The organism is Pandoraea horticolens (genome assembly GCF_902459555.1).
Taxonomy (GTDB): Bacteria; Pseudomonadota; Gammaproteobacteria; order Burkholderiales; family Burkholderiaceae; genus Pandoraea; species Pandoraea horticolens.
This window is the reverse complement of the sequence record NZ_CABPSM010000013.1, coordinates 111,712-125,149: the sequence shown is the minus strand read 5'-3', so window position 1 is coordinate 125,149 and position 13,438 is coordinate 111,712. Positions and strand designations below refer to the sequence as shown.

General features: G+C 59.6%; 11 protein-coding genes. 6 read left to right on the top strand and 5 right to left on the bottom strand.

Features of this window, described 5'->3' with window-relative positions:
• Window positions 1–6: 6 nt before the first annotated feature.
• A complete protein-coding gene (locus PHO31112_RS19900) occupies window positions 7–2,688 on the bottom strand; it encodes an AAA family ATPase (protein WP_150622388.1) in 2,682 nt (893 codons plus the stop codon).
• A 703-nt stretch (window positions 2,689–3,391) separates the two neighbouring features.
• Window positions 3,392–3,979 carry a BPSL1445 family SYLF domain-containing lipoprotein gene (locus tag PHO31112_RS19895; protein WP_150622320.1) on the bottom strand — a complete coding sequence of 196 codons (588 nt, stop codon included), beginning with the start codon at window positions 3,977–3,979 and terminating at the stop codon, window positions 3,392–3,394.
• A gap of 812 nt (window positions 3,980–4,791) precedes the next feature.
• Between PHO31112_RS19895 and PHO31112_RS19890 the strand changes: the two genes are divergently transcribed.
• Together PHO31112_RS19890 and PHO31112_RS19885 are read left to right on the top strand one after the other, a co-directional pair.
• The gene (locus PHO31112_RS19890) at window positions 4,792–5,790 is read left to right on the top strand and encodes a SphA family protein (protein ID WP_425495221.1); all 999 of its coding nucleotides are present in this window, start codon (window positions 4,792–4,794) and stop codon (window positions 5,788–5,790) included.
• A 15-nt stretch (window positions 5,791–5,805) separates the two neighbouring features.
• Window positions 5,806–6,255, top strand: a complete 450-nt coding sequence (locus PHO31112_RS19885; protein WP_150622316.1) for a YMGG-like glycine zipper-containing protein — start codon at window positions 5,806–5,808, stop codon at window positions 6,253–6,255.
• Between the two features lie 48 nt (window positions 6,256–6,303).
• Here PHO31112_RS19885 and PHO31112_RS19880 read toward each other — a convergent pair whose 3' ends face one another.
• Complete coding sequence (locus tag PHO31112_RS19880) at window positions 6,304–6,909, bottom strand: chloramphenicol phosphotransferase CPT family protein (RefSeq protein WP_174995800.1); 606 nt, start codon at window positions 6,907–6,909, stop codon at window positions 6,304–6,306.
• Between the two features lie 262 nt (window positions 6,910–7,171).
• On the opposite strand from PHO31112_RS19880, the gene PHO31112_RS19875 reads away from it, so the two are divergent.
• Complete coding sequence (locus tag PHO31112_RS19875; protein ID WP_150622312.1) at window positions 7,172–7,903, top strand: hypothetical protein; 732 nt, start codon at window positions 7,172–7,174, stop codon at window positions 7,901–7,903.
• A 185-nt stretch (window positions 7,904–8,088) separates the two neighbouring features.
• Window positions 8,089–8,550, top strand: a complete 462-nt coding sequence (locus tag PHO31112_RS19870; RefSeq protein ID WP_150622310.1) for a GNAT family N-acetyltransferase — start codon at window positions 8,089–8,091, stop codon at window positions 8,548–8,550.
• Between the two features lie 192 nt (window positions 8,551–8,742).
• On the opposite strand, the gene PHO31112_RS19865 is transcribed toward PHO31112_RS19870, so the two are convergent.
• A complete protein-coding gene (locus PHO31112_RS19865; RefSeq protein WP_281355110.1) occupies window positions 8,743–9,297 on the bottom strand; it encodes a cytochrome b in 555 nt (184 codons plus the stop codon).
• A 224-nt stretch (window positions 9,298–9,521) separates the two neighbouring features.
• Here PHO31112_RS19865 and PHO31112_RS19860 point away from each other — a divergent pair, with 224 nt between their 5' ends.
• Window positions 9,522–10,397: a cation diffusion facilitator family transporter gene (locus PHO31112_RS19860; protein ID WP_150622306.1), complete on the top strand. Its 876-nt coding sequence runs from the start codon at window positions 9,522–9,524 to the stop codon at window positions 10,395–10,397.
• A gap of 428 nt (window positions 10,398–10,825) precedes the next feature.
• Here the strand turns inward: PHO31112_RS19860 and PHO31112_RS19855 are convergent, their stop codons facing one another.
• Window positions 10,826–11,731 (bottom strand): LysR family transcriptional regulator, encoded by a 906-nt coding sequence (locus PHO31112_RS19855; protein WP_217427052.1) that lies wholly within the window; start codon window positions 11,729–11,731, stop codon window positions 10,826–10,828.
• Between the two features lie 157 nt (window positions 11,732–11,888).
• On the opposite strand from PHO31112_RS19855, the gene PHO31112_RS19850 reads away from it, so the two are divergent.
• Window positions 11,889–13,412: an MFS transporter gene (locus PHO31112_RS19850; protein WP_425495220.1), complete on the top strand. Its 1,524-nt coding sequence runs from the start codon at window positions 11,889–11,891 to the stop codon at window positions 13,410–13,412.
• The last annotated feature ends 26 nt before the right edge of the window (window positions 13,413–13,438 follow it).

Here is a 13,438-nt window from a genome sequence, read left to right as displayed (position 1 = left end):
TGCCGACTACTCGTTGCGCGGGAACCCACCTGCCACAACGTCGATGGCAAGCAGACCGTCTTGCGACAGTGTAAGGCCGATTTGCTGCGCTGCCTCACCCGGGGTACGCCTGGTCAGAATCTCCCGGGCAATCATGGGCAAGACTTCTTGATTGATGTGGGCGTCGATGCCGGGCGCACCGGTATGTCGTGAGAAACACTGCTGCGCCAACATTGTCACCAGCGATTCGTCTACGGATAACGTCATCCTGTGCTTCCCTTTCAGGTGTTCCGCCACCTTTGCGAATTTCATTTGAACGACCTCCCGGAGCGCCGGCGTATCCAAGGGCCGGTACACAAGAGGTTGGACGCATTCGAGAAGGGCGGACGAGAAGTGTGTTGACAACACCGGTCGAACCGCCTCGAGCAGTATGTCGTGGGGCACGTCCGCGTGTTCGGCGGTGATCGACTCGATCGTTTCGACCCCGACACTGGACGTTATGAGGAAGACGCAGTTGCGGAAGTCGATCGCGCGTCCCTGCGCGTCGTGCGTCACGCGGCCATCGACCACTCGGCGGAGTGTGTCCAACACCTCGCGATGGGCATTCTCCAGCCCATCAAGCAGAACAACGCTGTACGGCCGTTGACGCACCGCCTCGGTTAGCACACCCTCCCGGCCATATCCGACATCGCCCGGCAGCGGTCCCGTCAAGCGGGAGGCGGTGTGGGCTTCGCGGTATTCGGACATGTCGAGGGAGATAAGCGCGGCCTGACTGCCGAACAGGATGTCCGCCAGTGCCAATGCCGTCTCGGTCTTTCCCACCCCGGATGGCCCCGTCAGCAGGAAGACCGCCGACGGGGCACGCTCCGGCTTGAACCCGGCATTGGCGGTCCGCAGGTTCTCGGCGAGCACCCGCAGGGCGTCGTGCTGTCCCGCTATCCATGATCTCAATGACGCGTCCAGCGCGAGGAGATCATGTGGCTCGTCCATTGTCAAATTGCCAACGGGAATCCCTGTCCACTCGGAGACCACCTGAGCGACCACCTGTGCGTCTACGTCGGCGCACACGAGCGGGGTCGTGTCCTGCGCTTGCGCCCGCGCCAGCGCTTCGCAAGCGAGCGCCAACGCGTCGGCGTCGCGCATCTGAGGCGCTGCGTCGCGCTGCGCCCGTATGGCATTGGCAAGTTCGCGCTCGGTCGCGCAACGGGCTTGAACGTCACTCACCTCGGCTCTTGCGGCATGAAGGGCGATTTCGATGTCCTTCAACCGTTTGGACGCCCCAGTTCCTGCTTCGGCAATATCGAATTCAAGCGTCGCCTGCTCGATTTCGAGTGCACTTACGGTTGCCGAGGCTCGCTGAAGGGCCGCAGGTGCGATGTCGAGCGCCATTCTCACGCACCCGGCTGCGGTATCGAGCAGATCAAAGGCTTTTTCCGGTAACTTCCGCGTTGGAATATAGCGACGCGCGAGCTTGACTGCTGCCACCAGCGCGTCGTCTCGCACATGGACTCGGTGGAACGTTGCGTAATGCCACTTGAGTCCGCGCAACATCAGGCATGCTGCATCGTCGTCCGGCTCGTCGACCTGAATGATCTGACAGCGGCGCGTCAGCGCGGCATCGGGCTCGAAGATCGCTTTGTATTCAGCCCACGTCACCACAGCAATGGTTCGTATGTCACAACGCGCCAGTGCGCGCCTTAATTGATCGATTGCGTTTGCTTCATTTGTCGCATGACGGGATCTCGAGAGCGTGTGGACTTCGTCGATATACAAAATCACAGGCTCGGCGCTCGTTTGCGCTGCGTCGATCACGGCGTCAAGCTGCTGCCCGAATCTGGCTTCTCCTTCGATACTGGGCAGCAACGACCCGAGGTCAAGCGTCAGAATACGCACGTCGCGAATGACATTCGGTACGTCGCCGCTCGCCAAGCGTAACGCCAGCCCATTGACCAAGGCCGTTTTTCCCACCCCCGGTTCTCCCACCAGGATCGGACTGTTTTTTCGGCTTTTGGCGAGGACCTCGACCATTTGCTGGATCTCTCGATCACGCCCGAAGACGGGATCGAGCTCCCTGTTTCTCGCTTTCTCCGTCAGATCGGTGGTGTGACGTGCCAGCGGGTCTGCCGATGCCGAGCCCAGGCCGTCGGCCGCTGCCGGCATGCGTGAATGAGCCGTGGACGCTATGTCCTGCCCGAATGTCGTTTGAAGCATTGACTCGACTATCGCAGAGGGCGCGCTGAGGGGCGACGGCGTTTCGCATGTGTGGGCGCTGAGCTGGGAGAGAAGCTTGTCGATTTGAGCGCTGCTGAAGTTCAATAGCGGCCAGAGTGAGGGGGCACGCAGCACGTGCGGAGAATCAACAATGACCTGGAGCAAATGGGCGGAGCGGATAGGCCATTGGGGATTGTCCGCGCAGGCGTGCAGCAGGCTCACGAGTTGCGACGACAGGCCAGGATCTTTTCGCAGATTGCGCGGCAAGCGGTCGATGGTGGACATCAGCACATCCCAGAGAACATCCACGTCGATGCCGTAGTGGTCCATGATGGCGGGGATATCGCCATCGCCGGCCTCAAGGAGCGCGAGCAACCAGTGCTCGACGGTGATTTCGTCTGAAAGCCGCAACTGGCACAGACTCGCGGCCGCCTCGAGCGCCATCGCACAGTGGGTATTGAGGCGTTGCAGCACGAGAGTGGTATCGCGAGGTGTCATGTCAGGCATGCAAGAATTTCGGAGGAGAGCGAGAGACTCCGCAAGCATATGAAGCTAACGTGCGAGGCGCGCTGGCAAACAGCTCTCGCCGGAAAAGCGTTCCCCGGACGTGCCATCGCGCTTGGTTGGCGCTTTCTGCTCGGAATGGGGCGCACGTCATAGTTCACCTTAGCAATGCTTGCTACACCTCGCCTTTGAACTTTTACAAAGGTCGTTTGATCTCGATCTCGATTGTGATCTGCTCGAATCCCGGTGACGAAAATCGGACGTAAATCCTTCGTGGGGGCTGTCTCGACGGGGAGGGGTGTCGGGGGCATCGCTTCTGTCCAGTTGACGGTGAGCGTATCGCCTGTATCGAAGGGGACGCCGGCGTTTGATATGCCGGAGATGACCGTTGACTTGCGGTGAGGGGAGGGCAAACCGTGACGTGGGCTGTGGCCGCGAACACGGCGTTGTGCTGAATCGTTCACCGATTCTTGCGCGGGCAGGAGGGAAGCGTTTCGATACTGGCGACGCGTCGGCGCATGTGCCCACGCGTGATAACGGTGCTGTGAGGCCAGAGGTTCGCGGGCTCAAGAAAGAGCCCGCGACCTGGATCGGGCCATAAGGGGCGATCCAGGTTGCGGCGATGCCGAGTGGCAAGATCACCGACATTTGCGCAGGGCCCAGGCGCGGCACCGAAGCGCATACGCTTGCTGTGGCGTCAGAGCTTGAGCTTCGTGACCTTCGTTCCGTTGATCGACACGTCGCCCATCAGGCCGGTGTTGGTCATCACGACAACCTGGACCGGCGCGGTGGCCGTGGTTGTGTCGACCGCGCCGTTCGCACCCACCTTCACGAGCGCGACCGACGCGCCTGCGCCGGCGGCCCAGCCTTCCGAATGGCGGAACTCGTCGAGCGCGCTCTGCGTCATGAACAGGAAGACGATCGCCTTCGACTGCGCGCCGGCCTGAAGACCGACCGACAGCGACGACGTGTTGTAGTAACCGACTGTATCGCCGCCAATGCGCAGGGCGCCGTTACCGGACTGCGCACCGACGATGAAGCCGGCCTGGATCACTTCCGGGAAGACCAGCACGCCGCGCGACTTCGCGACAAGCTCACGTGAGCCCTTGACGGTGGAATAGAGGCGCGTCAGCGTGGCATCGACGCTGGCGTCGATCGCCGAACCTTTGGATGCACTGGTCGCCGCGGTGTCGGGCTTGTCGCCGGTGGTGGTGCAACCGGCAAACGCTAAGCTGCCGACGACGAGCGCGGCCGCGACCATCAGCATGGAGTTCCGTTTCTGCATCGTTATTCCCTATCAGTTGTGATACGCAATCGGTTGGTTTTCGCCATGAAGGCTGACAATGTGAACGAGGTGATCGGGAGTCCATCGCAATCGTTGGCAAGATTGCGCATCACCCATTCGTTCAGAAAAATACGGAGAAATCGTGTTTCACAAGGATTCCCCTAAGCGACAAGTGACTGGTGATTTGCATGCCTCGTTAAGCCACTTGGATCACTGGCTCACGAGCCTTGTTGCTGCTCTGCCATCAGCACGTCTTATTCTGTCACGCAGCCCCTGCGGCACAAGATCTCACCGTCTCATTTTCCTCTCGAATTTGTCTCGTCAGACCGCTTGGCGCTTGTTTTTGCACACGAGTTGACACATTCTGATTCGACGTTTCCCGTGTGTCGCCTTGATCTGAGTGCCTCGCTTGGTGTGTGCGTGCTCGCCTTTGATTCGGCTCGAGCGCCATCGTGTATCGCGCGGGTACGAGAGGATTTTTGTTTCAAACGATTGGGCTATGGTTGTGATTCAAACAAGAATGACAGTTATTCAAATGTGGGCTTTCCTTACTTCGTCTATTTTTCTCGCACGAAAAGGCAGATGTCTCAATTGACGGTAATCGATGTGTTCGCGCGCATCGCAATAGGGCAATTGCAGCCGGCGGCGAGGCTGCATTAATACGCTTCCCACGCTTCGCCGGCGCGACATCGCCCGCTTCCGGCAAGCCTTCCTGGCAGCCTTTCAGCCTGACGCTGCCTCTCTCTATTTCCATGACTTTTCGACCAACGCCAGGCAAACGCCAGGCCTTGATGCATGAGGACTTTCTCGTGATGCCACAACGTTTGTTTCGCCGGATTTCACCAAAGGCGGCCTCGCTCAGGCGGCCGGCTTTCGCGCTCGGCGCCGCGGTGTCCATGTTGGGCGCCGCTACTCACGCTCACGCCACCGAGGGCGCGCTGGGCCGCCCGATCACGGGCACTGCCGTGCAGCCCAGCATCGGGATTGTGTCGCCCCAGCCGATCTGGATCGCGAATCTCTCACAGATCTATTTCGACGGGAGCATCGGCGGAAACCGGCAGGTACCGGTGGCAGGCAAGACTTCGCTCGGGCTGGATGGGCAGATTGCCCTCACGCTTGCCACGCTCATGAAGACCTGGGACACGGGCACGGGGGCATGGAATTTCGCATCGAGTTTCACGTTGCCTTATATGTGGACCAGTGTCACGGCATCGCTCGGTGTGGGCGGACGCAACGCGGCTGCCTCGCAGCGTGCGTCCAACCTGTTCGATATCAGCTTCGCGCCGATCATCGCTGGCTACCATTTCTCGCAGACCGATCATATTGCGCTCTCGCTCAACGTCTGGGCGCCGACCGGGCGCTATGACTCGAACGCGCTGGCCAATACGGGCCTGAACAATTGGACCTTCATTCCGCAGGTGGCCTATACGAAGTTAGTGCCGTCATATGGGCTGGAATTCGACGTGGTGGCCGGCGTGCAGTTCTATACGCGCAATAACGCCACCGGTTATCAAAACGCGCCATTGTTCACGCTCGACGTGATGGGAATGAAGAAGTTCTCGAATGGTCTCGGCGTCGGCCTTGTCGTGGGCACGACACAGCAGCTTGGCAACGACACCGGTTCCACTGCCGATCGCCTGGGTGGCTTTCGTGGTCAGGACGTGGCACTTGGGCCGATCGTGACCTACGACACGAAGATCGACGGCAAGCTACCGCTCTCGTTCTCGGCTCGCTGGGTGCCGACCGTTTCGAGTACTAACCGCTTCAAGAGCACGCAGACGTTCATGGCAACGGGCACTCTCATCTTCTAGCAACAGGAAATTCTCATGAGATTTGTGATATTCGCGTTGGGTCTGACGCTCGCGGCCTCCGCATTCGGCCAGAAGCCCTCCGTCTATCCAGGCCACGGTCAGAGTCCTGAGCGGCAGGCGAGCGACGATGGTGCATGCTACGGATGGGCCAAGCAGAACACCGGCATCGATCCGGCAGTGGTCGCGGCTCAGGCGGCTCCTGCGCCCGCACCTGTGGGCGGCCACGTAAGGGGGGCTGCTCGTGGGGCGGCGGCGGGCGCTGTTGTTGGTGAACTCGGCCACAACGACGTGGGGCACGCTGCGGCGGTCGGGGCAACCGTGGGTGCCGTTGCCGGCGGCGCGCGAGCGCGTGGCCGCTATGCCGCAGAAACCCAGATGGCGCAAAACGCCAAGATGTCGCAGATGGATGCGTACTGGCGAGCGTACGGGGCATGTATGGAGGGGCGTGGCTACACGGTTAGGTGACGCTGCGAGGTTCGGACATAAGGAAGGGGGACCAGCCACCACCAGCAACTATTGGCCAGTTTTCGTCAAGTTTGCGTTGTCGGAAAATTGCGGGTGCATCTTTGCGAATGCAGTGGGAGTCGGTCGGCGTTGTAACCATTCCAGTACGGACTGGGCGCAATCGAGTGCGCTCGAAGACGACGTGTCCACGACGTAATCATAGTGCCGGTTAGCGTGAATCGAATCGAATTGAGACTTGGCCAGTCCGATCTTGCGATCGCCACGCGTAAGCTCGCGCTCGGTCAATATGTCGAGCGAACAAAAGACGCCGACTGTGAGAACCGGGAGACCGATCAAGTCCTCAAGCATGTAGTGCCACGCATCGGATGAAAGGACGTGATCGACGATCACGGCCTGGCCGTGCCTGGAAAAGGTCGCGGCCGTGGCATTGATGGCTCGGCATAGCGCGGCCACGCGAACCTGTGTCATCTGCTTCTCGACATCCCAATAGTTAGCCGGCTCCATGTTTCGGAACGCGTCCAGCTCGATGTGCAAATGATGTTCAGCCAAGTTCTCACACAAATACTTGGACAGGGTGCTTTTGCCGGCACTGCTCGGACCGTTGAGCACAATGATGGTCCCATATGGCGGATGCAGCATTTCCGTGATCGGCATTGACGTATCCATCGGTGGCCTGCGAACGCAGGCGACGGTGCAATTGTCGACGAACCGGATCACGGTGTCGACTGGTTGAATCCACCGCCGGTTGCCGCCGTTCCCAAGCGGTGGCTTGCGACCCGTTGCAGCCCTACGTAGCGGGGAATTCGCGACCCGGAAGCGGTTGTTCAACCGCAAGTTCTCGATCTTTGTGGGGGGGGCTCGGACCGCGCCCAGCCAGAACGGATGCTTAGCAAACTGAGGTAGCAGGGAGATAGCAGTGGATGAAGCTTTCGAGGTGGTCACAGACATCGCGGACATCTCGCGACTGAACGAGCAACTTGCGAAGCAATTGCGTGCGACCCTCCAATACGAAGAGAGCCGCGAGATAACCTACCCAGCCGGTCACCACACCGGCACGGTGTACTTCGAGGCGCGCGCTGGCACCAGTGTCCGGGCTTGGTCGCCGCACGTCGCGCCGGACAAACGCCTTAACCTCGTGCTTCGCGCAGAACCGGGAAGTACGAAGCGGATCGAGATAGCTGTCCAGTTGAACTTTCCGGCTGGCACTTATAACCGGCGTACGGCCGGTGCCTTTGTCAAGGATGGCCGAGGCGACATCTTCGTGGCGCATCGGGGCAAGCTGACAAAGGGCAATGCGGGGCTTCCAAAGGACAAGGTCTTCCGCGAGTTCGCAGCCTCCACCGTCGAGGTTGCCGACAACGGCAAGATCTCCAGGGTCATCCTGATTGCCGGGTTGAAAGCGCCCGACCTTGCCGCCCGGCTGTGGGCGTTCGCTGAAGAAGCCCGAGAGGTTGCGACCCGGCTGAGTGAAGCGCGGCATGGCGATGGGCAGAGCCAGTCCACAGGTGGGGCGCCATCAGGCGGAATCGTCGTTGGCCGTCCTGGTGGTTCTGGTGGGGCAAGTGGGGCCGATGCAGGCGGCCAGCAGGCTGCGTCAACCGCGGAGCGCCTTCTAATGCCGCGGGGCTACTTCCGAGTATTTTGGTGATGGGCGCATAAAGGGGCATGGAGGCGGCAGGCGAACCGTAGTACATAATGCGGTTGTCTGGGCAATGGCGCTTTTTACGCGCAACACCTGACTACCCGTTAGAAAAAGTCCCACGCCATCATTGAGATAGACTGGCTCGGACTTACATCGAGAAATTGCCTTCGGCAACAAGGAGAGTGCAACCCATGCGATTGACATTTGCTCCCACCAAGGACTCCGATGCCGAGACATTGGTGCGGATTCGCATTAGCGCCATGCAGGAGAGTCTCGAGCGAGTCGGACGGTTCGATCCGCAACGGGCTCGAGACCGCTTCCTTTCAAGTTTTGAGCCGTCGCAATGCAAGTTCATTATTGTTGACGGCCAGCCGGTCGGCTTCGTATCGATAACTTTCGCCCCCGACCATATAGCGCTAGACCATCTCTACGTCACACCCGGCAATCAACGAAAGGGCATAGGAGCCCTGGTCCTGGCGTCGATCTTTCGGCAAGCCGACGAAAAGTCTTTACCTCTCACTGTAGGGGCTCTCAGAGACAGTGACTCCATTCGCTTTTACATGCGGCATGGCTTCACGAGGACGGGAGAATCCGACTGGGACATATATTTCATTCGGATTCCAATCGACAACAAGTCTAAAAATCCGGGTTGATGCTGCGTATCGGGGGCCGCTGTGGCGCAGCCCCTCAATGTGCAACACGGACCTGATGCGCGGATGTCGGACATTGATCAGGGCGATTCGTGTCCTGGTCAATGGTGTCTCCCCCAGGGCATTTATTCAAACGTCTCGCAATGGCATTGAGTGTCGCTTGCGAGTACATCGAGAGCGGGGAAGTCCAGATCGTCATTCGATCGAGCGCCACTTCTTATTGGAGAGCGGGAGCATTCGCTCCATGACGCCGTCTCGCAGAATCAAACGGTGGTACAGGGCGGCGAGAACATGGATCCCGACGATTCCAAGCAGAATGTACGATCCATAGACATGAATGTCGCCCATCGCATGACCAAGCGTCGAGCCTTCTGTCGATAATGACGGCAACGTTACGGTACCGAACAGCTGAACCGCATAACCGCGCGACGAAGCGTTGATCCAGCCCATAATGGGAACGGCAAACAGCAAGACGTAGATCGCCGCATGCCCGGCTCCGGCAAGCGCGTTCAATAGTGGCGTGTTTGATGCACTCTGTACCGGGTGAGTCATTCGCCACAGTAATCGCGCCAACACCAATGCAAGCAGGGCAGTCCCAATAGACAGATGCCATCCGACCAAGCCGATGGGTAGGGTTCCCCGGTGGATATCCGGCATCGTCCACGCCACCGTATATTGGGCTATGAGCAACAGTACCATGACCCAATGAAATGCTCGGGCAACAACGCCGAATGAAGTTCGCTTATTCACTATTCAACCTTCAGTTTGAGTGGATAGTGAATTATGCATTTATTAAGCTTAGCGAAGAATTAGGTCGTTCAAGAAATTTGCTTTTTTGTAATTGCGCATAGGAACGATTATCAGTATCAAAAACGTTTTAATATCATGCGCTTGAAAAATTCCTGACTTTAAAATATCGTTCGCTTCGCCGGGAGAAAAGCCACTATCCACCCAACCCCGTGCGAAGGGAAATTATGGATCGTCATGACGCAGCAATACGCAGCACGCTAGTCAGCGTTTGGGTCAATCTTGTCTTGTCGATCGCCCAAGTGGTCATCGGGCTACTGGCCAGGTCTCAGGCGCTTGTGGCTGACGGCATCCACTCGCTTTCCGATCTGATTTCGGACTTCGTTGTGATCGCGGCCAACCGCCAAAGCAGGCTGGCCCCTGACGCCAATCATCCCTACGGCCACTACCGATTCGAGACGGCAGCTTCGTTGCTTCTTGGTGTGCTCATGCTTGGCGTTGCGGCTGGCATCGGATGGACGGCGGTGACCCGCTTGCTCAGCCCGGCTTCCATTCCTGTGGTTCACGCGTCGGCTATCTGGGCTGCCGCTCTCGCGCTGCTCGCGAAGGAGCTGCTGTTCCGTTACATGCTCACGGTTGGCCGGCGTGTCGACTCGAAAATGCTGATTGCGAATGCGTGGCACGCAAGATCCGATGCGGCCTCGTCGCTCGTGGTGCTGGCCGGCATTCTTGCGAACTCATTCGGATTTCCCTTGGGAGACCCGATCGCTTCCCTGATTGTCGCGGCAATGATCGCGCAAATGGGGGGGCAGATTGGATGGGCCGCGATGAGCGACCTCATGGATCACTCAGCCGCAGATGAAGAAATATTGGCAATCGAACATGCAGTTGCCGGCGTGAGTGGCGTGCGCGGATTTCACGATCTTCGTACGCGCACCGTGGGCGATTTTGTCCTCGTCGACATTCACATCGAAGTGGACGAATTCCTGTCGGTGCGAGATGGCCACCAGATCGCAGAATCCGTGCATCGCCGACTCAAAGCGATACCCAAAGTCCTGGACGTCATGACGCACGTGGATCCCGTGCCGGCAGCGCGGCTTTGATCTGCACGCCATACGTGCGAGCTATTCGCGTTTCCAACAATTGAATCACAGCGATAGATCCCAACGGAGACAACGTCATGAAATGCGCCACGATGCTCGCCGCGTCACTCCGGCAAATCTGGCCATTGCTAGCCGTTCGTTTGCGACTTAGCCTGCGCGTTGCTTGTCGCGGGGCCTTGGTGATGCAGATCGCGGTACTTGTCGCGATTTTTGTGTTTCAGGTGCCGGAGGATAGGTTTACAAACGACAGCTTTCGGGCTTGGGCGGCCATTGTCCTAGTCACCTCGGTCGCCTTCTTCAATGTTGTTGGTTAGCCGTGTGACACCCAAAATCGGCCTGGCGTGTGTGTTCGGCCCCGGCCGGCTTTCGCCGGGGGAGAGGGGCAGACGCCCTCTCTCAATCACCCCGCTGTGTCCCCACACGTTGCGTCAATCGAGTCGACCGGTCGGAATCTGCGTGGCAAGCGCTTCAATCGCAAACCGCGTCTTCGACGGCAGATACGGTGTACGTGGCCAGACCACGTGAATGTCCAGTGGCCGTGCGGCGCAACGCTCGCGCACGGCAACCAGTTCGCCCGTGGTGACGTAGTGCGACAACAACCAACAGGGCAACTGCACGAGCCCCAAACCGTCGCACCCCGCGTCGGCGACGGCCTGCACGTCGTCCATGCTGAGTTGCCCGCAAATTGGCAACTCCTTCGCCATTCCATCCGGTTCGAGTACGGTCCAGGGCATCACCGCGCCCGCACGTGCATACGTGACACCGACGTGCCGGGCAAAGTCCTCCACTGCCACCGGCGCGCCGTGCTGGGCAAGGTACGAGGGCGCCGCGCCGATGCTCTGGTTCTGGACACCGATGCGACGAGAAGCCAGTCGCCCTGTGCCGCCCACATCGCCAATGCGTACGGCCAGATCGAATCCCTCCTCGACCAGATCCACCGCGCGATCTGAAAACGAAATGTGGACCTGTAGCTCTGGGTGCTTTCGAGTCAGGGCGAACAGCACGGGCGCGACGCAGCGGTGACCAAAGGCAGTGGGTGCGCTCACGCGCAACCGGCCACGCGGCTCACTCGCGCCGCTCTCGAGTTCTGCCTCGCCAGCATGAAGCTCCGCTAGCGCCCGAACGCATCGGTCGTAATAGGCCCGTCCCGCCTCCGTTAGCGTCTGGTTGCGCGTCGTGCGATGAAGCAGTCGCGTGCCCAGTCGCGCCTCAAGCCTCGTCACGACCTTGCCGACCGCCGAGCGCGTGATATGCAGCCGTTCGGCCGCCTCCGTAAAGCTGCCAGCTTCGACCACTTGGACGAAGACATCGACACCATCGAGTTTGCCAATCAATTGGGGCCTCCATAGCCTCATTGCCGGGAAAAAACTTCAGCAATGGGGAATTTAACTCCCGATATAGTACCTGTAACCCCCGGCGCTGGCTGCTTGTCAGCCACTCGCCGCTCCGCCTCACAGGGCCGCTATCGCCCTGTGGGTCAATCTGATCCCGATGGCTCTGATGAAACGTTCCCTAAACAACGAATTCGCCCTCGCGGCGGTCTGTCTTACCGCGCTGATGTTCGGCTTGGAAATCTCCAGCGTTCCTGCCGTACTGCCGACCCTGGCCGCCGACCTGCATGCCGACTTCAAGGCGCTCCAATGGATCATGAATGCCTACACGCTGGCCTGCACTACCGTGCTGATGGCGACTGGATCGCTGGCGGATCGTTTCGGCCGCAAACGCGTCTACGCAATCAGCATCGTGCTGTTCGCGATCACGTCGCTGGCGTGCGGCCTTGCCCAGACCACCTCGGTGTTGATCGTCAGCCGCTTCCTGCAAGGGGTGGCCGGCGGCGCCATGCTGATCTGTCAGGTGGCAATCCTGTCCCACCAGTTTCAAGAAGGACGCGAGCGCAGCCGGGCGTTCGGTGTGTGGGGCATCATCTTCGGCATCGGTCTTGGCTTCGGCCCGATGGTTGGCGGCGCAATTGTTGCGCTTACCTATTGGTCCTGGGTCTTCCTCGTGCACGTGCTGATCTCGATGGTCGCGCTCTGGCTCACGGTATCAGGCGTGCAGGAGTCGCGCGATCCGCATGCGCAAACGCTCGATATCGGCGGGATCCTCACGCTGTCGATCTCGAGCTTTTGCCTCGTGTACTTCATTACCCAAGGCGCGGCTCTTGGCTGGGGCAGTCGGCCCGCGCTGGGCATGCTGCTATTAGCGCTCATCAGCTTCGTCATGTTCGTTGTTATCGAGATGCGCACCGAGCGCCCAACGTTCGATTTTTCAGTGTTCCGGATTCGCGCATTCTCGGGCGCCATGTTCGGCTCGATGGGAATGAACTTCAGCTACTGGCCGTTCATGATCTATCTGCCGATCTACTTTCACGGTGTGCTGGGTTACGACGGCCTGGTCGCCGGACTGGCCTTGCTGAGCTATACGTTGCCGACGCTGTTGGTGCCGCCGCTCGCCGAACGCCTCGCCGCGAAATACGGCGCGAAACGCGTCATTCCGCTCGGCATGTTCACCATCGGTCTTGGCTTCCTACTGATGAAACTCGGAACTGGCGCTCCCCTCGCGGGCTGGCTGGCGATGCTGCCAGGGTGCGTCCTGTGCGGCACCGGCCTTGGTCTAACGAATACGCCGGCCACGAACACGGCGACGGGAGCCGTTTCGCCGAATCGTGCGGGCATGGCATCCGGTATCGACATGAGCGCACGACTGATCAGCCTCGCGATCAACATCGCCGTCATGGGATTCCTGCTTCTTGAAGGTGTTCACAGCAGGCTCGCTCGGGCATTGCCGGAGGGATGGGATGCCGCAACCTCGCAGCGGCTCGCTGAGCAGGTTGCGGCCGGTGAATTTGCAGGGTTCACAACCAGCACGGATCTTGCAATGGCACACGCAGCGCTCGTCTGCGGTTTCGAGTGGGTGATGCTCTACGGCATGGCTGGCGCCTGGCTTTTGGCACTGCTCAGTCGGATCGCCTTCGGAGTGAGCACCAAGATGTCGGCTCAACGCGTTGAGCCTTGAGGCCTCGCCAAACGCATGCAAAACGT

What these genes read in the sequence shown, in the direction of transcription:
- PHO31112_RS19870 (WP_150622310.1), top strand. Translation starts at nt 8,089, where the DNA reads ATGCGATTGACATTTGCTCCCACCAAGGACTCCGATGCCGAGACATTG.
- PHO31112_RS19900 (WP_150622388.1), bottom strand. Translation starts at nt 2,688, where the DNA reads ATGACACCTCGCGATACCACTCTCGTGCTGCAACGCCTCAATACCCAC.
- PHO31112_RS19860 (WP_150622306.1), top strand. Translation starts at nt 9,522, where the DNA reads ATGGATCGTCATGACGCAGCAATACGCAGCACGCTAGTCAGCGTTTGG.
- PHO31112_RS19890 (WP_425495221.1), top strand. Translation starts at nt 4,792, where the DNA reads ATGCCACAACGTTTGTTTCGCCGGATTTCACCAAAGGCGGCCTCGCTC.
- PHO31112_RS19880 (WP_174995800.1), bottom strand. Translation starts at nt 6,909, where the DNA reads ATGCCGATCACGGAAATGCTGCATCCGCCATATGGGACCATCATTGTG.
- PHO31112_RS19850 (WP_425495220.1), top strand. Translation starts at nt 11,889, where the DNA reads ATGGCTCTGATGAAACGTTCCCTAAACAACGAATTCGCCCTCGCGGCG.
- PHO31112_RS19885 (WP_150622316.1), top strand. Translation starts at nt 5,806, where the DNA reads ATGAGATTTGTGATATTCGCGTTGGGTCTGACGCTCGCGGCCTCCGCA.
- PHO31112_RS19895 (WP_150622320.1), bottom strand. Translation starts at nt 3,979, where the DNA reads ATGCAGAAACGGAACTCCATGCTGATGGTCGCGGCCGCGCTCGTCGTC.